Source organism: Roseateles sp. Mitsp63 (genome assembly GCF_059491535.1).
Genome location: NZ_CP168509.1, coordinates 5,955,913 through 5,974,690, shown reverse-complemented (window position 1 = coordinate 5,974,690; position 18,778 = coordinate 5,955,913). Strand labels below are relative to the sequence as shown.

15 protein-coding genes are annotated in these 18,778 nt (G+C 71.0%); 6 read left to right on the top strand and 9 right to left on the bottom strand.

What is annotated here, in order from left to right:
- Positions 1-77: 77 nt before the first annotated feature.
- A complete protein-coding gene (locus tag ACEN96_RS25880; protein ID WP_495585885.1) occupies positions 78-1,373 on the bottom strand; it encodes a type IV pili methyl-accepting chemotaxis transducer N-terminal domain-containing protein in 1,296 nt (431 codons plus the stop codon).
- A 301-nt stretch (positions 1,374-1,674) separates the two neighbouring features.
- On the opposite strand from ACEN96_RS25880, the gene ACEN96_RS25875 reads away from it, so the two are divergent.
- Entirely contained in the window at positions 1,675-2,952 is a 1,278-nt protein-coding gene (locus ACEN96_RS25875) for an MFS transporter (protein ID WP_495585884.1), read from the top strand.
- Between the two features lie 16 nt (positions 2,953-2,968).
- Here the strand turns inward: ACEN96_RS25875 and ACEN96_RS25870 are convergent, their stop codons facing one another.
- Positions 2,969-4,687 carry a bifunctional protein-serine/threonine kinase/phosphatase gene (locus ACEN96_RS25870; RefSeq protein ID WP_495585883.1) on the bottom strand — a complete coding sequence of 573 codons (1,719 nt, stop codon included), beginning with the start codon at positions 4,685-4,687 and terminating at the stop codon, positions 2,969-2,971.
- A 50-nt stretch (positions 4,688-4,737) separates the two neighbouring features.
- Here ACEN96_RS25870 and nirB point away from each other — a divergent pair, with 50 nt between their 5' ends.
- Genes nirB through cobA form a run of 4 tightly spaced genes read left to right on the top strand, consistent with a single transcriptional unit; the run spans position 4,738 to position 11,306 of the window.
- Complete coding sequence (nirB, locus tag ACEN96_RS25865; protein WP_495585882.1) at positions 4,738-7,242, top strand: nitrite reductase large subunit NirB; 2,505 nt, start codon at positions 4,738-4,740, stop codon at positions 7,240-7,242.
- Positions 7,243-7,256: 14 nt separating this feature from the next.
- Positions 7,257-7,637, top strand: a complete 381-nt coding sequence (gene nirD / locus ACEN96_RS25860) for a nitrite reductase small subunit NirD (RefSeq protein ID WP_495585881.1) — start codon at positions 7,257-7,259, stop codon at positions 7,635-7,637.
- Positions 7,638-7,650: 13 nt separating this feature from the next.
- Positions 7,651-10,449, top strand: a complete 2,799-nt coding sequence (locus ACEN96_RS25855) for a nitrate reductase (RefSeq protein ID WP_495585880.1) — start codon at positions 7,651-7,653, stop codon at positions 10,447-10,449.
- Positions 10,446-11,306, top strand: a complete 861-nt coding sequence (cobA, locus tag ACEN96_RS25850) for a uroporphyrinogen-III C-methyltransferase (RefSeq protein WP_495585879.1) — start codon at positions 10,446-10,448, stop codon at positions 11,304-11,306. Before ACEN96_RS25855 ends, cobA begins: the two co-directional genes overlap by 4 nt.
- Here the strand turns inward: cobA and ACEN96_RS25845 are convergent.
- From ACEN96_RS25845 to ACEN96_RS25835, 3 genes are all read right to left on the bottom strand, one after another.
- Complete coding sequence (locus ACEN96_RS25845; RefSeq protein WP_495585878.1) at positions 11,274-12,458, bottom strand: YbfB/YjiJ family MFS transporter; 1,185 nt, start codon at positions 12,456-12,458, stop codon at positions 11,274-11,276. The genes cobA and ACEN96_RS25845 overlap by 33 nt on opposite strands.
- A gap of 7 nt (positions 12,459-12,465) precedes the next feature.
- Complete coding sequence (locus tag ACEN96_RS25840; RefSeq protein WP_495585877.1) at positions 12,466-12,813, bottom strand: HigA family addiction module antitoxin; 348 nt, start codon at positions 12,811-12,813, stop codon at positions 12,466-12,468.
- Between the two features lie 240 nt (positions 12,814-13,053).
- The gene (locus tag ACEN96_RS25835) at positions 13,054-14,859 is read right to left on the bottom strand and encodes a methyl-accepting chemotaxis protein (RefSeq protein WP_495585876.1); all 1,806 of its coding nucleotides are present in this window, start codon (positions 14,857-14,859) and stop codon (positions 13,054-13,056) included.
- Positions 14,860-15,046: 187 nt separating this feature from the next.
- Here ACEN96_RS25835 and ACEN96_RS25830 point away from each other — a divergent pair, with 187 nt between their 5' ends.
- Positions 15,047-15,826 carry a type III pantothenate kinase gene (locus tag ACEN96_RS25830; protein WP_495585875.1) on the top strand — a complete coding sequence of 260 codons (780 nt, stop codon included), beginning with the start codon at positions 15,047-15,049 and terminating at the stop codon, positions 15,824-15,826.
- 29 nt (positions 15,827-15,855) lie between these two features.
- Here ACEN96_RS25830 and ACEN96_RS25825 read toward each other — a convergent pair whose 3' ends face one another.
- From ACEN96_RS25825 to hslV, 4 genes are all read right to left on the bottom strand, one after another.
- Positions 15,856-16,272 carry a YybH family protein gene (locus tag ACEN96_RS25825; RefSeq protein WP_495585874.1) on the bottom strand — a complete coding sequence of 139 codons (417 nt, stop codon included), beginning with the start codon at positions 16,270-16,272 and terminating at the stop codon, positions 15,856-15,858.
- A 152-nt stretch (positions 16,273-16,424) separates the two neighbouring features.
- Positions 16,425-16,673 (bottom strand): hypothetical protein, encoded by a 249-nt coding sequence (locus ACEN96_RS25820; RefSeq protein ID WP_495585873.1) that lies wholly within the window; start codon positions 16,671-16,673, stop codon positions 16,425-16,427.
- Between the two features lie 118 nt (positions 16,674-16,791).
- Positions 16,792-18,135 carry an ATP-dependent protease ATPase subunit HslU gene (hslU, locus tag ACEN96_RS25815; RefSeq protein ID WP_495585872.1) on the bottom strand — a complete coding sequence of 448 codons (1,344 nt, stop codon included), beginning with the start codon at positions 18,133-18,135 and terminating at the stop codon, positions 16,792-16,794.
- A 20-nt stretch (positions 18,136-18,155) separates the two neighbouring features.
- Positions 18,156-18,716: an ATP-dependent protease subunit HslV gene (gene hslV, locus ACEN96_RS25810; RefSeq protein ID WP_495585871.1), complete on the bottom strand. Its 561-nt coding sequence runs from the start codon at positions 18,714-18,716 to the stop codon at positions 18,156-18,158.
- Positions 18,717-18,778 lie beyond the last annotated feature (62 nt).

The following is an 18,778-nucleotide window of genomic DNA, read 5'->3' as shown; positions in this document are numbered from 1 at the left end:
CCCTGTCGCAGGCAGGGACCGGCGCGGAATTGCCCGCTCACTTGAGCAACGAAAGAGCGGCTGGGCGCGACAGGCATTCAACCGAGGATGATCTGCAGGCTCTGCTGGTAGTGGCCGGTGAGCAGGTCCAGCCGGTCGAGCAGCACCTCGCTGCTGCGGGCCAGTCCGCTGGCGGCTTCGCGGCCATGGGCGTCGCGCAGGCTGCGCATCAGCCGTAGCCATTCGGCGCCGACCTCGGCCAGCAGCGTGCGGATCGCGTCGCTGGACAGCGGCGAGGCCTCCAGCTCGGCCAGTCCCGCCGCGAAGCGGTCCAGGCTGTCCCGCAGCAACGCGGGATCCCGCTCCGGCAGCAGATCAGCCAGCAGCGCGTCCTTGGCCAGGCGCTGGCTCAGCATCCGCTGCCGCCCGCACAGGTTCACGACCTGCAGCGGCTTGCCGCCGCCCGCGCCCGCGACCCCCGTCGCCAGCGCATCGGAGCGGGTCAGCAGGTCCTCCGCCGCCGTATCGGCAGCGGCCAGCGTCTCCACGCCGGGCTTGCCCGCGATCAGCGGCTCCAGCCGCCTCCAGGCGTCGATGACGCCCTCCACGCGCTCCGCCGCCTCCGGCAGCGCCGGCAACAGCGCCGGCAGCCGCGCCAGGTTCGCGCTCACCCGCGCCCGCGACTCATCCTGCAAGGTCTTGGCGCGTTTGACCTCGATCCCGGCGGTCCGCTGCGCCATCAGCTTCACCAGACGCTGGCTGAGCATCCGTTGCTGCCCCGCAAGGTTGACCGCCTCGGCCAGTTGCGCCGACTGCACCACCGCGCGCGCCACCTCGCCGAGCCGCAGGTGCGCATGCATCGCGGCTTCCCGCAGCAGGCGGAAGGCGCTGTCCTCATCGAGCTCGCGCCCCGCCATCAGCAGGCCCTTGGCGCGCTCGGTCCATTTGCGATCGTCGAGCTGCGCCCGCAGCGCCGCTTGGCGCCCGGCCTGCCAGGCGGCCCAGCGGAGCTGGCGGCGCAGCGCGTCTGGCGGCGGCAGCGTCTCCAGCAGCGTCTGGATCCCGAGCGCCATCGCGCGTTGCAGCAGCGCCGCGGGCGGCCGCGACGCATCACTGATCACGGCGACGCCCGGCAGGTCGAGCCCGGCAGCCGTCAGCACGTCCAGCCAGTCGCTCAACTGCTCCGCGCCCGCGCTCAGCACCAAGGCCTCGGCGGCCTGTTCTTGTGCGGCGCGCACCAAGCTGTCGCGTCCGGGCTGGTGCACGGATGCCGCGATCCAGTGCGGCGCGCCTGCTGCGTCACCCGGCGCGGCGCCCAGCCACAGCACGCGGCGGGGCAGTTCGTCGTCGGAGTGGGAGGCGTCAGCGGCGGCGCGCGCGGTCGGCTCGGACATGGTCGCTACAGAGGGAAGACACACGATCCCACGCGCACGGATCGTGCCGCCGCGCGAGGCGTCGCAGCATAAGCCCATCGGCCGCGCCGCGCCCGCCCGCGGTGCAGCGCGGCGATCTGGCACGCGACTTGCGAAGAGAAGCCCGTGGCGCAACGGCGCGCCGCACCCGCGCGGAGCTCCGGCTCCGCGGTCTCGCACCGGGCCGCCCCGCGACCCGATGCCCCTCCGTCAGAAGGCCACGCCGAGCCCCGTGCTCGACGCGGCCTTTTTTCGTTTCCAGCCCCCCCAGAGCATCCTCGTCATGGCAGCGTTCCGCACCTTCCTGCGTTCCGGTCACGCCCCGACCCTCGGCGCGGCGTTCCTGTACTTCGCGTTCTCGTGCTGCATCTGGGTGCTGAACGGCGCGCTCGCGCCCTTCATCAGCGAGGCCTACCAGCTGAGCGCCGCCCAGAAGGGTCTGATGCTGTCGATCCCCATCATGGCCGGCGCGCTGATGCGCTTCCCGCTGGGCGTGCTGTCGCAATACATCGGCCGCAAGAACGCCACGCTGGTCGAGATGGCGCTGATCGCCGTCGCGATGGGCTACGGCTTCTTCATGGTCAAGGGCTACGGCGACCTGCTCGCCATGGGCGTGCTGCTGGGCATCGCCGGCGCGAGCTTCGGCGTCGCGCTGTCGCTGGGCTCGGGCTGGTACCCGCCCAAGTACAAGGGCCTGGCGATGGGCCTGGTCGGCGCCGGCAACGTCGGCACGGCGGTGTCGGTGCTGGTGGCTCCGCCGCTGGCGCAGTGGCTCGGCTGGCAGGCGGTCTATGCGATCGCCGGTGTCGCGATCCTGGTGCCGATGGCCGTGATGATCGTCTTCGCCAAGGAGCCGCCCGATGTCGACAGCCATGCCGGCCTGCGCAGCCACATGGCCTGCCTGTTCGAGAAGGACGGCTGGGCCTTCAGCCTGATCTACGCGGTCACCTTCGGCGGCTTCATCGGCCTGATCACCTTCCTGCCCACCTACTACTACGACCAGTTCGGCGTCTCCAAGGTGCAGGCCGGCCAGCTGACGATGCTGGCGGCGTTCATGGGCGCCGCGGTGCGCGTGATGGGCGGCTGGATTTCCGACCGCTGGGGCGGCGTCAACACGCTGACCGTGGTGCTGGTCGCGGTGGCCGTCACGCTGCTGCTGGCGGGTCTGGCCGGCGGATCGCTGATCGCCACGACGCTGCTGCTGATCGCCTGCTTCGCCGCGCTCGGTGCCGGCAACGGCGCGCTGTTCCAGCTGGTGCCGCTGCGCTGGCCCGCGGCCACGGCGGTGGCGGGCTCGATGATCGGCGAGGTCGGCGCGCTGGGCGGCGGCCTGGTGCCCAACCTGATGGGCCTGTCCAAGCAGTACGCCGGCACCTACTTCTGGGGCTTCGCGATCTTCGCCGCGTTGTCGCTGCTGATGCTGGGCGTGATGCGCGTGATGCAGATCCGCTGGACCCGCACCTGGGCCGAGCGCGGCGGCCGCGCGCGCGTGCCGGCCGCGGACGCGAAGGGCGCCGCGGGCCGGGCTCCGTCCCATGGGAGGGCGTATGAAGCGCGTTGAAGCGGCCCGGCCGCGCTCAGCGCGGCAGGAACAGCAGCCAGACCAGCAGCAGCAGGTTGAGCAGCGCCGACAGGCCGAAGGCCAGCTGCCAGGCGGCGATCGGATTGCGCCGGGCCAGCGCGCTGCCGCCAGCGGCGGGCAGCGGGCGCGAGGCGCCGCGCTCCAGCGCCAACAGCAGCTCGTCGGCGGTCTCGAAGCGGGCCGCCGCCTCGCGGTGCACGGCCTTGAGCAGCAGCCGGTCGAGCCAGATCGGCACGTCGGGCCGCAGCCGCGAGGGTGGACGCGGGTCGTGCCGGTAGCGGCCGCGCTGGTAGGGCTCGATCTCGCCGTAGGGCAGCCGGCCGGTGAGCCACTGGTACAGCGTCACGCCCAGTGCGAAGAGATCGCTGCCGGCGTCCGCGGGGACCGGCGGATCGTCCCACTGCTCGGGATTGATGTAGCTCGGCGTGCCGGCATGCAGCTCGCGCAGCGCCTCGGGTTCATGGCCGGACAGCGCCACGCCCAGGTCCAGCACGCGCCAGCGGCCGTCGTCGCCCAGATGCAGGTTGCCTGGCTTGATGTCGCGATGCACGATGCCGGCGCGATGCAGCCGGCCCAGCGCCGCGGCGATCTTGCCGGCCGCGGCGAGGAAGTCGGCCAGCGCCGGCCGGTCGGCGGTCATCAATTCCTCCAGCGTGCGGCCGTCGTGCCAGTCGGCCAGCAGGTACAGCGCGCTGGCGTCCGGCGTCTCATGGCTGCGCACCAGGCCGGGATGGTCGCCGACGCGGCGCATCAGCCAGCCCTCGTGCGCCAGCATGGCGCGCTCCTGCGGATCGTCGCCGCGGGCCTCGGCCAGCGTCTTCAGGGCCAGCGGGCGCTGGCCGCCGAGGTCCTCGTCACGGCGGACCCGCAGCAGCCGGTGCACGCCGTTGTCGGCCACCAGCGCGGTGACGCGCAGGCCGTCGAGCAGATCGCCGGCCTTCATCCGCGGCGGCACGGGCAGGCGCTGCGCGTCGCGCAGCAGGTCGTCGTAGCCGGCGGTGCCCGGCGCGCGAACCAGCACCAGCAGCGCCGTGGCGTTGTCATGTCCGCCCGCGTCGAGCGCGGCACGGACCAGCGCCTCGGCGGCCGCCTGCGCGTCCTCGCCCATCGCCAGTTCGGCCAGCTGGCTGGGGCGCAGCGGGCCATGCACGCCGTCGCTGGTCAGCAGCAGCCGGTCGCCGGCGCGCAGGTCGCCTTGCGCGTAGTCGACACGCACCGTGTCGTCGAGGCCGATCGCGCGGGTCAGCCGCGCGAAGTCGCTCTGGTCGATCGCATGGTCCTGGGTCAGCTGCGCGGCTTGGCCGTCGCGGATCAGCCAGACGCGGCTGTCGCCCACGTGGGCCACCGTGTAGCCGCCGCCCTGCAGCACGACGGCGCTGAGCGTCGTCAGCGCCGAGCGCTCGCCGCGCCGATTGTGGTGGGCCAGCCAGCCGTTCTGCGCGGCGATCAGCCGGTCCAGCGCGACGGTGGTGTCCCAGTGGCGCGGCGTGGCGTGGTAGTCGCGCACCAGCGCGCCGACGGTGGTCTGCGCCGCCATGCGGCCGCCGCCTTCGCCAGGATGGCCGGGCTGTCCGGAGACGCCGTCGGCCAGCGCCGCGATCCAGCCCTTGGCGGCCTCGCGCGCATCCCGCGGCCGCTGCACAGCGGCGAAGTCCTCGTTGCGTTCCCGCGGGCCGCGGTCGCTGGCCAGGCCGATGGCGATGTCGAAACTCATGGTGGCGGCGATTCTGCCGCCATCGCCCGAATCCGATTGGAGCGTGCCGCATGAAGAAGATGAAGCTGGTGATGGTGGGCAATGGCATGGCCGGCGTCCGCACCCTGGAAGAGCTGCTCAAGATCTCCCCCGACCTGTATGACATCACCGTCTTCGGGGCCGAGCCGCATCCCAACTACAACCGCATCCTGCTCAGCCCCGTGCTGGCCGGCGAGCAGACGCTCGACGAGATCATCCTGAACCCGCTCTCCTGGTACGAGGAGAACGGCATCACGCTGCACCTGGGCAAGACGGTGACGGCGATCGATCGCGTCAAGCGCCAGGTGATCGCGGACGACGGCACCGTGGCCGGCTACGACCGGCTGCTGATCGCCACCGGCTCCAACCCGTTCATCCTGCCGGTGCCCGGCAAGGACCTGGACGGCGTGATCGGCTACCGTGACATCACCGACACCAACACGATGATCGAGGCGGCCACCAGGTACCGCCACGCGGTCGTCATCGGCGGCGGCCTGCTGGGCCTGGAGGCGGCCAATGGCCTGATGCTGCGCGGTATGCAGGTGACCGTCGTGCACATCGCCGGCTGGCTGATGGAACGCCAGCTCGACGACCAGGCCGGCGACCTGCTGCGCAAGTCGCTGCAGGAGCGCGGCCTGCGCTTCCGCATGGGCGCGCAGACCGAGGCGTTGATCGGCGACAAGGACGGGCGGGTGATGGCCGTTCGCTTCAAGGACGGCGAAGAGATCCCCGCCGACCTGGTCGTGATGGCCGCCGGCATCCGCCCCAACACCGCGCTGGCGGAGAGTGCCGGCCTGCACTGCCATCGCGGCATCGTGGTCAGCGACACGCTGCAGACCGTGACCGATCCCCGCATCTACGCCGTCGGCGAATGCGCCGCGCATCGCGGCATCGCCTACGGCCTGGTGGCGCCGCTGTTCGAGCAGGGCAAGGTCTGCGCGAACCACCTGGCGCAGTTCGGCATCGGCCGCTACCTCGGCAGCCAGACCAGCACCAAGCTCAAGGTCACCGGCATCGATCTGTTCTCGGCCGGCGACTTCATGGGTGGCGAGGGCACCGAGGAGATCGTGATGAGCGATCCCTTCGCCGGCGTCTACAAGAAGCTCGTCATCAAGAACGACCAGTTGGTCGGCGCCTGTCTGTACGGCGACACCGTCGACGGCAGCTGGTACTTCAAGCTGCTGCGTGAAGGCCGCAAGATCGGCGAGCTGCGCGACAAGCTGATGTTCGGCGAGAGCAACATCGGCGACGTCGGCCACCAGGGTCACAACAAGGCCGCCGCGATGGCCGACAGCGACGAGGTCTGCGGCTGCAACGGCGTGACCAAGGGCGCCGTGTGCAAGGCCATCAAGGAGAAGGGCCTGTTCACGCTCGAGGAGGTGCGCAAGCACACCAAGGCGAGCGCGAGCTGCGGCTCCTGCACCGGGCTGGTCGAGCAGCTGCTGATGTTCACCGCGGGGGGCGACTACTCGGCCACGCCGAAGAAGAAGGCCGTCTGCGGCTGCACCGAGCTGAGCCACCAGGAGGTGCGCGACGCCATCTTCAAGGAGCACCTCATCACGCTGGACCAGGTCTACGAGCGGCTCAACTGGAAGACCCCCAACGGCTGCGCGACCTGCCGTCCGGCGCTCAACTACTACCTGATCTCGTCCTGGCCCAAGGAGGCCGTCGACGACCCGCAATCGCGCTTCATCAACGAGCGCAGTCACGCCAACATCCAGAAGGACGGCACCTACTCCGTGATCCCGCGGATGTGGGGCGGGGAGACCACCGCCGACGAGCTGCGCCGGATCGCCGACGCCGTCGACAAGTACAAGATCCCGACCGTCAAGGTGACCGGCGGCCAGCGCATCGACCTGCTGGGCGTGCGCAAGGAGGACCTGGTCGACGTCTGGCGCGACATCGGCATGCCCAGCGGCCATGCCTACGCCAAGGCGCTGCGCACGGTGAAGACCTGCGTCGGCTCCGAGTGGTGCCGCATGGGCACGCAGGACAGCACGCAGATGGGCAAGGACCTGGAGCGCGCGATGTGGCGCATGTACGCGCCGCACAAGGTCAAGTTCGCCGTCAGCGGCTGCCCGCGCAACTGCGCCGAGGCCGGCATCAAGGACGTCGGCATCATCGGCGTGGATTCCGGCTGGGAGATGTACATCGCCGGCAACGGCGGCATCAAGACCGAGGTCGCCCACTTCCTGGTCAAGCTCAAGACCGCCGAGGAGGTGATGGAGTACACCGGCGCCTTCATGCAGCTCTACCGCAAGGAGGGCTGGTACCTGGAGCGCACTGTCCACTATGTCGCCCGCGTGGGCCTGGATCACGTCAAGCAGCGCATCCTCGATGACCACGAGGGCCGCAAGGCGCTGTGGGCCGAGCTGCAGTTCGCGCTCGACGGCGAGCCGGATCCCTGGTTCGAGTTCGCCAAGGCGCAGGTCGACGTGCGCCAGTTCGAGCCGGTCGCCAGCGTCGGCGCGCCAGCTTCCACCGCGGGTGCCGGCGCGAAGACCGTGCCTGCCGCTTCCGTCCGCGACACCTTCTGACCTCGAGGATCCCCATGACCCACTGGATCGCCATCTGCGCCGTCGCCGACATCCCCGTGCTCGGCGCGCGCCGCGTCGCCCGCGACAAGGGGCCGCAGGTCGCGCTGTTCCGCACCGCCGACGACCGCATCCATGCGCTGCTGGACCGCTGCCCCCACAAGGCCGGGCCGCTGAGCCAGGGCATCGTCTTCGGAAACGCCGTTGCGTGTCCGCTGCACAACTGGACCATCGCGCTGGACAGCGGCTGCGCGCGCGAGCCCGATGAGGGCCGCACGCCGGTGTTCCAGGTGAAGGTCGAGGACGGCTTCGTGCTGCTGGACCGGCAGGAGCTGGACACCCTCGGCATCGACCTGCCGCCGGTGAAGGCGGGGCCCTGCACCCGCGTGGCCTGCTGAGCGGAGCGCCGCGATGGCCGAAACGCGTTCGACCTGCCCGTACTGCGGCGTCGGCTGCGGCGTGCTCATCGAGACGGCGGGCAGCGGGGACGACGCGCGCGTCGTCGGCGTGCGCGGCGATCCGGACCATCCGGCCAACTTCGGCCGGCTGTGCACCAAGGGCGCGACGCTGCACCTGACGGCCACGCCGCTGGTGCGCGCGCGGCAGCGCGTGCTGCGGCCGGCCTGGCGGCCGACGCGCGACGAAGCGCTGCAGCCGCAGGACTGGGACACGACGACGCAGCGCATCGCCGATCAGCTGCTCGCGATCCGCGCGCAGCACGGGTCCGACGCGATCGGCTTCTACATCTCGGGCCAGTTGCTGACCGAGGACTATCACGCGTTCAACAAGCTGGCGCGCGGGCTGGTCGGCACCAACAACATCGACAGCAACTCGCGGCTGTGCATGAGCTCGGCCGTGGTCGGCTACAAGCAGTCGCTGGGCGCCGACGCGCCGCCGGCCTGCTACGAGGACCTCGAACGCACGGACTGCCTGTTCATCGCCGGTTCCAACACCGCGTGGGCGCATCCGATCCTGTTCCGCCGCATCGAGGCCGCGCGCGCGGTGCGGCCGGGGATGAAGATCATCGTCGTCGATCCGCGCCGGACGGAGACGGCCGAGTTCGCCGACCTGCACCTGGCGCTGAAGCCGGGCAGCGACGTCGCGCTGTTCCACGGCCTGCTGCACGCGGCGATCTGGGAAGGCTGGATCGATGCCGCCTTCATCGAGCGGCACACCAGCGGCTTCGCCGCGCTGAAGGCGCTGGTGCGGGCGATGACGCCGGCCGAATCGGCGCGGCTCACCGGGCTCAAGGAAGACCAGATCCTGCAGGCGGCGCAGTGGTTCGCGCAGTCGCCATCGACGCTGTCGCTGTACTGCATGGGCCTGAACCAGAGCAGCAGCGGCGCGGCGAAGAACACCGCGCTGATCAACCTGCATCTCGCGACGGGACAGATCGGCCGCGCGGGCGCGGGGCCGTTCTCGCTGACCGGCCAGCCCAACGCGATGGGCGGGCGCGAGAGCGGCGGCATGGCGACGCTGCTGCCCGGTCACCGCGATCCGGGCAATGCCGCGCATCGCGATGAAGTGGCCGCGCTGTGGGGCGTGGAGGCCCTGCCGGAGCAGCCGGGCAAGACCGCCGTCGAGCTGTTCCAGGCGGCGGCGCGCGGCGAGATCAAGGCGCTGTGGATCGCGTGCACGAATCCGGCGCAGTCCATGCCCGATCAGGTGCTGGTGCGCGCGGCGCTGGAGCGCTGCGAGCTGGTGATCCTGCAGGAGGCCTTCACCGGCACGGCGACGGCGGACTTCGCCGACGTGGTGCTGCCGGCGGCGACCTGGGCGGAGAAGGAAGGCACCGTCACGAACAGCGAGCGGCGCATCAGCCGCGTGCGCGCGGCGCTGCCGCCGGCCGGCGAGGCGCGCGACGACTGGCGCATCGTGCGCGACGTCGCGCAGCGCATGGAAGCGGTGCTGCGGCCGGGCCGCGCGAGCCTGTTCGCGTGGGAGCGTCCGGAGCAGCCCTGGCTGGAGCATCGCGAGGCGACGCGCGGACGGGACCTCGATATCGGCGGACTCAGCTACGCGATGCTCGAGGAGGCGCCGCGCCAGTGGCCCTGGCCCGAGGGCGCGGCGGACGCGAAGTCCCGGCTGTATGAGGACGGCGCGTTCGCGCATGCCGACGGCCGCGCGCGCTTCATCGCGAAGGCCTTCCAGCCGCCGGCGGAGACGCAGGATCCGAAGTACCCGCTGGCGCTGAGCACCGGCCGTCTGCGCGACCAATGGCACGGCATGAGCCGCAGCGGCACCGTCGCGCGGCTCTTCGCCGGCGAGCCGGCGCCGGCGCTGTCGATGCACCCGCAGGACATCGCGCGGCGGGGCCTGGAGGCCGGCGCGCTGGTGCGGGTGCAATCACGGCGCGGACCCTTGATCGTGCCGCTGCGCGCCGATGAGCGCGTCGGCCCGCAGCGCGCCTGGCTGCCGATGCACTGGGGCAGCGAGTTCATCGGCGGTCGCGGTCAGTTCGGCATCAATGCGCTGACGCAGCCGGCGTTCTGTCCGGACGCGCGCCAGCCCGAGCTGAAATTCGCGGCCGTGTCGGTCGAAGCGGTGAGCCTGCCATGGCGGGTCTTCGGCGCCGCCTGGGTGAGGCTGGGAGACGGCGCGGCGCTGCGCGCCCAGCTGCGCGTGCTGATGGAGCAGGCGGCGTACGCCTGCTGCCTGCCTGGCCCGGCGAACGAGGCGCTCGAGGGCTGGAGCCTGGAGCTCGCGTTCGCCGAGGCGCCGCCGGCGCCGGTGGTGCAGGCGCTGTCGACGGTGCTGCAGCTCAACGGCGCCGGCGTGCTGCGTTATGCCGATGGACGGCGCGGACGCAGCCGGTCCCTGCGGCTGGACGGCGAAGGCGCCGAGGCCCGCTTGCAGGCGCTGCTGCGCGTGGGAGAGGGCAGCGAGGGCGCGTGGCTCGATGCGCTGTGGAGCGAGCGCGTCCCGGTCGCGCCGTTCGGACGCCGCCTGCTGGCGCCCGACGCGGAGCAGCCCGCCGCGCCGGCGAGTCCGCAGGTCTGCAACTGCTTCAACGTGCGCGAGGACGCGATCGCGGCCTGCCTCCAGCGGCGGCCGGATGGCTCGCCGGAAGAGCGGCTCGCCGCGCTGCAGGGCGAGCTGCGCTGCGGCACGCAATGCGGCTCCTGCCTGCCGGCGCTGCGGCGCCTGGTGCACGGCACCGCCCCCGCCGGCGGCGCGCCGGTCTCCGTGGAAGTGAAGGAAGCGACATGACCCCCCTTGATGCCTGCCCGCCCGCCAGCACGCCCCTGGTGTCCCTCGTCGGCGCGGGGCCGGGCGATCCGGAGCTGCTCACCGTCAAGGCGCTGAGGCGTCTGCAGCAGGCCGAGGTCGTGTTGACCGACGACCTCGTCGATGCGCGCGTGCTGGCCTGCCTGCCGGCGTCCGCGCGCGTGCTGCGCGTGGGCAAGCGCGGCGGGTGCGTGTCGACGGAGCAGCGCTTCATCCACGAGCTGATGATCCGCGAGGCGAAGGCCGGCGCGCGGGTGGTGCGGCTCAAGGGCGGTGATCCGTTCGTGTTCGGCCGCGGCGGTGAGGAGGTCGACGCGTTGCGCGAGGCCGGCATCGAGGTCGAGGTGATCAACGGGTTGTCGGCGGGACTGGCGGCGCCGGCGTCGGTCGGCGTGCCGGTGACCGACCGGCGCTGCACGCCGGGCGTGGCCTTCGTGACCGGGCACAACGGCGAGCACGGCATCGCGCCCGACTGGGCCGCGCTCGCGAAGAGCCGGTTGACGCTGGTGGTCTACATGGGACTCGCGCGAGCGGCGTCGATCGCGCAGGCGTTGCAGGACGGCGGACTGAAGGCCGGGACGCCGGCGGTGATCGTCAGCGCGGCCCACACGCCGCGTCAGCGCGAGTGCTTCACGACCCTCGCCGGGTTGGCGGAAACGATCGAACGCGAGGGGCTGCCGAGTCCGGCGCTGCTCGTCATCGGCGAGGTGGTGGCCTTGTCGCCGCGCTGGCGCGAGCAGGTGGATCTGGACGCCGCGATCACGGCCTCGGCGCGGATGGCCGATGGCATCGCGTCTCTGGACGGCTCACGCATCGCCGCGGCGTTCCAGGCCGCGTAGCCGCAGCATGATCAGCATGCCCACGGTGAGCACCGCGGCCGTGAGCCAGAGCGAGGCGAGGTAGTTGCCGCTGGCCTGCGCCATCGCGCCGGCGAGGGCGGGCGCGGTGACTTGTGCGACGCCGTAGCTGAGCGTGAGGCGGGCCATCGCCTTGCCGGGATTGCCGGGCGAGCGGCGGCCGACGAGCGCGAGCGTCAGGCTCACCAGGCCGATGAAGGTGGCGCCGTAGAGCAGGGCGCCGGCGAGCGCGGCGGCGAGGCTGCCTGACAGCGCGGGCAGCACGACGGAGACGATCTGCAGCGCGAAGGCGGCGAGCAGCGCGTTGAGGTCGCCGATGCGGCGCGCGACGCGGTCCCACAGGAACACGGCCGGCGTGGCGGCGAGGCCGACCAGCAGCCAGGCCCAGGGGCCCTGGCCATGCAGCAGCGGCTGGCGCTCGACGATGGCGACGGTGAAGGTGGCACTGATGACGAAGCCCCAACCGGCGCAGAAGTAGCCGGCGATCATCCATCGCATCCAGCGGGGGCTGGGCGTGCCGGCCGCGAGCGCGGCCGCGGCGGGCGGCGGCACGGGTGGACGCCACCACCAGGTGATCGCGAGCAGCGGGAGGCCGATCAGGACGAAGCCCCACCAGTGGCCGGCCCAGTCGAGCGCGAGCCCGTCCATCGCCATCGCGCCGAGCGCGGACACGACGATGCCCAGGCCGAGCCCCAGGAAATGGACACCGAGCTCGGGGCGTTTGCCGGCGCGCATCAGGAAGCCGAGCACGAGGCCGGAGCCGAGCAGCATGCCGGCGGCGCCGCTGAGGCCGCCGAGGTAGCGGGAGACAGCCCAGAGCGTGAGGTTGGGCGCCAGCTGGGGGGCGAGCGGCATGAGCGCCGTGGCGACGAGGCCCAGGAGCATGCCCCAGAAGTACAGGCGCGAGCGCCAGCGCGGGTCGTCGATGAGCGCGGCGAGCAGGGCGCCGCTCATGTAGCCGGCGTAGTTGATGGCGGCGAGCGTGCCGCCCATCGCGTCGCCGAGGCCGGCCTGCTGCTGCATCAGCGGCAGCAGTGGCGTGTAGGCGAAGCGCGCCAGGCCGATGCTGAGGATCAGGCCGGCGATGCCGCCGGCGGAGACTTGCCAGGGGGCGGGTGAGGCGGCGCGGCGCATGACGTGATCAGGCCGCCAGGGCGTCGATCTCCCCCACCAACTGGTCGCCATGCGCTTGCAGGATGACCTCGATGTCGTACTGCGCCTGGAGGTTGAGCCAGAAGCGCGGGTCCACGCTGAAGGCGAGTCCGAGCCGCACGGCGGTGTCGGCGGAGATCGAACGCTCGCCTGCGCAGATCTCGTCGATGCGCCGCTGCTGGACACCGATCGCCTTCGCGACGCGATAACGGGTCAATCCGAGCGGCTCGATGAATTCCGTCATCAAGATGCTCCCAGGGTGTACGGGATCGAGCCGGCGCCCTGTCGTGAGGTCGCCGAAATCGATCTGGTTCAACCGGCTGCGTGGAATGCTCATGTCGTTGTTCCGTCGAAGATCGCCGCCGTGCGCCTGTCCGCAAAGCTCTTGATCATTAGTATCGACAGGCAATAGTAATCGCGTCAAGGCTGTCGCGCGCTTTGGCCCGGATCTGGTCGTGGCTGGTGAGCATCGGTTGCCCTCGAAGAGGAGAGGGCAGAAAGCCTATGCCGTGCGCGGTCCGGAGCCAACCAGACAAATGGGGGAGCAGCCCTCAGTCTTGAGGGCCATTGAGACAGATCAAAAAGTCTCCCAATCGTCGCCGGGCGCCGACGTCGCGCTGGGGCCGGCCGGGGCCGGAGGCGCCACTTTCGGCGCCGGCGCGGGGGCAGGGCTTGCCTTCGCGACCGGCCTTGGGGCCGCCGCCGTGGAAGCTCTCGCCGTGGAAGCTTTTGCCGCAACGGGCTTGGCGATCGGCGTCTTGGCGGCGGGCCGCGCCGCCGGACGTGGCGCCGCCAGCGGCTTCGGCGCCGCCGCGGCCGGCGTCAGGGCGCCTTCCGCCGGCTTGGGATCGCTGACCTTGAAGTGCCCCACCAGCGCCGTGAGCTTGCGCGCCTGCTCGCTGAGCGACTCCGCGGCCGCCGCCGATTCCTCGACCAGCGCGGCATTCTGCTGCGTCATCTGGTCCAGCTGCGCCACCGATCCGTTGACGTTGCCGATGCCCTGGCTCTGCTCCACCGTGCTGGCGCTGATCTCGCCAATGATGTCCGACACCCGCTGCACGCTCGCGACGATCTCCGCCATCGTCACCCCCGCGTCGCGCACCAGCTGCGAGCCGGCCTCGACCTTGGTCACGCTGTCGCCGATCAGCGCCTTGATCTCGCGCGCCGCCCCGGCGCTGCGCTGCGCCAGCGCCCGGACCTCGGACGCCACCACCGCGAAGCCCTTGCCGTGCTCGCCGGCCCGCGCCGCTTCGACCGCCGCGTTCAGCGCCAGGATGTTGGTCTGGAACGCGATCCCGTCGATGGTCCCGATGATGTCGTTGATCTTCTTCGCCGACGCGTCGATCTGTCCCATCGTGCCCACGACCTCGCCCACCACCGCCCCGCCGCGCTCGGCCACCTCGGCCGCGCTGCCCGCGAGCTGGTTGGCGGTGCGCGCGCTGTCCGCGCTCTGCTGCACCGTGCCCGTCAACTGCGCCAGCGACGAGGCCGCCTGCTGCAGGTTGGACGCCGTCTGCTCGGTGCGCTGGCTCAGGTCCTGGTTGCCGCTGGCGATCTCCTGGCTGGCGGTCTGCATGCCGTCGGCGCTCGCCCGCACCTCGCGGATGACCTTGCGCAGCGAACTCTTCATCGCCGCCAGCGCGCGCTGCACGTCGCCGATCTCGTCGTTGTTGTAGTCGCGATCGACGTGGAACAGGTCGCCCTCGCCAATGCGCTCGGCCTCCACCATCAGGGACTTCAGCGGGGTGGAGATCGTGCGCACGAAATACGCCGTCGCCAGCGCCAGCAGGCCCACGATCACCGCCATCATCGCGGCCACGCCCCACACCGTGCGCATGCGCTCCGCGCCGGCGGCCTCGCGCAGCGCGGCCGAGCGCTTCTGCTGCAGCGCCACGAATTCCTGCTGCGCCACCAGGTACTGCTCGATCGCCGGCACCACCTGCGACTGCAAGGCCTTGTGCGCGCCCTCGACGTCGCCGCCGGACTTCAGCTTGGCGGCGTCGTTGCGCGCGGCGATGTAGCCCTTGCGCCGATCGGCGATCTTGGCCATCGCGGCCTTGTCCTCGTCGCCGTCGGCCAGCGCCTCCAGCTGCTTCTGCACCTCGTTGATGGCGTCCGTGGTGCGGGCGATGTCACCCTTCATCGCGTCGGCCACCGCGTTGTCGTTGGCCGCGAGGCCGGCCTGCACGCGGCTGGCATTGGCCTCGGTCAGGCCGCGCCAGCGCAGCGCGAGTTCGAAGCGCTGCTGCTGCTGTTCCTGTGTCACCTGCGCGACGGCGAGCAGCGAGCGGGTGCGGGAGGCCGCCCCCAGCGTCATGACGACGGTCACGGCGGCCATGACGGCGACGGGGATCCAGAGGCGCGTGGCGATGGAGAACTTCATCGGTCCTGGGTCTCGTGTGAGGGTGGATCTTCGGCGCCGCACCGGGATGGCGCGGCAAACACCGATCCCATCCTATTTCGGCCGCGGGGTGCACCGCCTTGAGGATAAACACTGCTAACCTGCCGCCCTGTCCCCGTCCCGCGCTTCAGCCACTGGCGCGCACTCCACGGAACCAGCCTCCACGCCCATGAGTTTCCTGGCCATCGACATCGGCAATACCCGCCTCAAGTGGGCGCTCTACGCGAGTCCCCAGCCGGGCAGCGCGATGCTGGCGCACGGCGCGCAGTTTCTCGAGAACATCGAGCAGCTGGCCGATCACGACTGGGCCCGGCTGCCGGTGACGCCGGGCAGCATGCTGGGCAGCAACGTGGCCGGCGATGCGATGCGGCATCGCGTCGAGGAGCAGATGGAGCTGTGGGACATCGAGCCGCGCTGGGTGGCGTCGTCGGCGCAGGCGGGCGGCGTGACCAACGGCTACGACCATCCGGGCCGGCTCGGCGCGGACCGTTTCGTGGCCCTGATCGGGGCGCGGCATCACGTCCTCGCGCGCATGCGCGGGCAGGCGGCGCGCCCGGCCCTGGTGGTGATGATCGGCACGGCGGTGACGGTCGACGCGCTGGACGCGGACGGCAAGTTCCTCGGCGGGCTGATCCTGCCCGGGCACGGCATCATGCTGCGCGCGCTCGAGGGCGGCACCGCCGGCCTGCGCGTGCCGACCGGCGAGGTGCGCGAGTTTCCGACCAACACCTCGGACGCGCTGACCAGCGGCGGCAACTACGCCATCACCGGCGCGATCGAGCGCATGCACCGCCACATCGTCAAGCGCTGCGGCCAGGCGCCGGTCACGCTGATGACCGGCGGCGCGGGCTGGAAGGTGTCGCCGTCGCTGGACATTCCTCACGAGTTGATCGACTCGCTGATCTTCGACGGCCTGCTGGCCCTGCAGGCGCACCGGCTGGCGCTGTGAACGGCGCCTGAGCCGGGATCGATCACCGCCTATCGCTGCACGACCTGCTTGCTGCTGAAGTCCACCGGCACCGAGGTGTGCTGATGCACCGCGCGCCAGCGGCCGTTCTCGCTGCGAAGCACGAGGGTCAGGCGGTTCTCGGTGGCGCGCAGCGGCTTGCCGGTCTCGTCGAGCGCGGCGAACTCCAGTGTGGCGGCGCCCCCGGCGACCCGCTCATCGCACCAGCTCGCGATGTCCTTGGCCGTCACGCGGACGCGCACGTCGCGGATGCCCTCGAACCAGCCGGCGGCCATGGCCGCCCACGCCTGGCGATCGTGCTGCCAGCGGTCCCAGCTGTCGAAGACCTGCATGTCCGCGGTGTACAGGTCCATGAAGCGCGTCAGATCGCGCTCGTAGACGGCGGCGGCGTAATCGCGCAGGAAGGCATGGATGGGGGTGTCGGTCATCGCGAAGCTCCTCGAGTCAGGGTGGGGGCACTCTTCACGACGAACGGGCGGAGCCGAGATCGACAAGCGGCCGCTTGCCTCGACGCGCAGCCCCCGGCCGGGATTCCCGCTCAACGACAGACGCAGGAAATGATGCAGGGCGGGAAGGCGCTTCATTGCCACTGCCGCTGATGGCGCTGCCAGGCGCGCTTCCAGCTGACGATGTTGTAGAGCAGCACGGTCACCGAGCTCAGCCAGAACATGCCCAGCCAGATCCCGAAGACCTTCAGCGTGAAGATCATGTCGCCGTCGCAGCGGCCGGTGAAGTCGCATGGAGACGGAACGTAGAAGTCGATCAGCAGCGCGGTCAACGCGTTCCAGGCCACGAGGCCGAGGAGCACGGAGGCGAGAAAGCGGTTCATCACGGGACGGGTCCTCTCGTGGTGGAGAAGACGCCAGTCTCGCGACGGCCTTCGAGCTCAGGATGAGCTCATGGTGAACTCACTGTGAAGTCGGCGGCGCCAAGGGCCGCCGCGGCGATCAGAGGATGAACCGGCTCAGGTCCTCGTTCTGCGCCAGCGCGCCGAGCTTCTCGTCGACCTGCGCGCCATCGATCGTGACGGTCTTGCCGGCATGCTTGTGCGCGTCGAAGCTCAGATCGTCCAGCAGCCGCTCCAGCACCGTCGCCAGGCGCCGCGCGCCGATGTTCTCGGTGCGCTCGTTGACCTCGTAGGCGATCTGCGCCAGGCGGCGGATGCCGTCCTCGCTCAGCTCCAGCGTCAGCCCCTCCGTCGCCAGCAGCGCCTGGTACTGCTTCACCAGGCTCGCGTGCGTGCTCGACAGGATGGCCTCGAAGTCCTCCACCGACAGCGACTTCAGCTCCACCCGGATCGGGAACCGGCCCTGCAGCTCCGGGATCAGATCGCTCGGCTTGCTCAGGTGAAAAGCCCCCGACGCGATGAACAGGATGTGGTCGGTCTTCACCATCCCGTACTTCGTGTTCACCGTCGTGCCCTCGACCAGCGGCAGCAGGTCCCGCTGCACGCCCTGGCGCGACACGTCCGCGCCGCCGCTGTGCTCGCTGCGCGTCGCCACCTTGTCGATCTCGTCGATGAAGACGATGCCGTTGTCCTGCGCGTGCGCCAGCGCCGAGGTCTTGATGTCATCCTCGTTGACCAGCTTGGCCGCCTCTTCCTCGACCAGCAGCTTCATCGCCTCGCCGATCTTGAGCTTGCGCGCCTTCTTGCGCTCCTGCCCCATCTGCGAGAACAGCCCCTTGAGCTGCTCCGCCATCTCCTCCATGCCCTGCGGCCCGAGGATCTCCATCGAGGGCCGCGCCTCGGCCAGTTCGACCTCGATCTCCTTGTCGTCCATCGAGCCCTCGCGCAGGCGCTTGCGCATCACCTGCCGCGCGGTGTTGTCCGCGCCGCCGTCCGAGGCCGGCGCGAAACCGGTCGTCGAGCGCGGCGGCGGCACCAGCGCGTCCAGGATGCGCTCCTCGGCCGCGTCCTCGGCCCGCGCGCGCTGCAGGCGCATCTGGCGCTCGCGCTCCTGCTTCACCGCGATGTCCACCAGGTCGCGCACGATGCTGTCCACGTCCTTGCCGACATAGCCGACCTCGGTGAACTTCGTCGCCTCGACCTTGATGAAGGGCGCATCCGCCAGCTTGGCCAGCCGGCGCGCGATCTCGGTCTTCCCGACACCGGTCGGGCCGATCATGAGGATGTTCTTCGGGGTGATCTCGCCGCGCAGCTTGTCATCCACCTGCTGGCGCCGCCAGCGGTTGCGCAACGCGATCGCGACGGCGCGCTTCGCGTCGCCCTGGCCGACGATGTGCCGGTCCAGTTCGGAGACGATTTCCTGCGGGGTCATGCTGCTGCTCATTCGTGTGCTCCGGCGCCGGCTCAGTCCAGCGTCTCGATCGTGTGATTGCCGTTGGTGTAGATGCAGATCTCGCCGGCGATGACCAGCGACTGCTTGACGATGTCCGCCGCGCCCAGCTCGCTGTGGTTCAGCAGCGCCTTCGCCGCCGCCTGCGCATAGGCACCCCCGCTGCCGATGGCGACGATGCCCTGCTCGGGCTCGAGCACGTCGCCATTGCCGGTGATGATCAGCGAGGCCGTGCGGTCGGCCACCGCCAGCATCGCCTCCAGGCGCCGCAGCACGCGGTCGGTGCGCCAGTCCCGGGTCAGGTCCACGGCCGCGCGCACCAGGTGGCCCTGATGCTTCTCCAGCTTGGACTCGAAGCGCTCGAACAGCGTGAACGCATCCGCCGTCGCCCCGGCGAAGCCCGCCAGCACCTGGTTCTTGTAGAGCTTGCGCACCTTGCGCGCCGTCGACTTCACGACGATCGTGCCCAGCGTCACCTGCCCGTCGCCCCCGATCGCGACCTGGTTGCCGCGCCGCACGCTGACGATGGTGGTGCCGTGGTACGGCGGGAGCGGGGAGGAATGATCTTGAGACATGGAAGTTCCGGTCATGACCCCCTCACGTGGGAGCCGATGCGCGGATCACAAGGTGAGGAAAA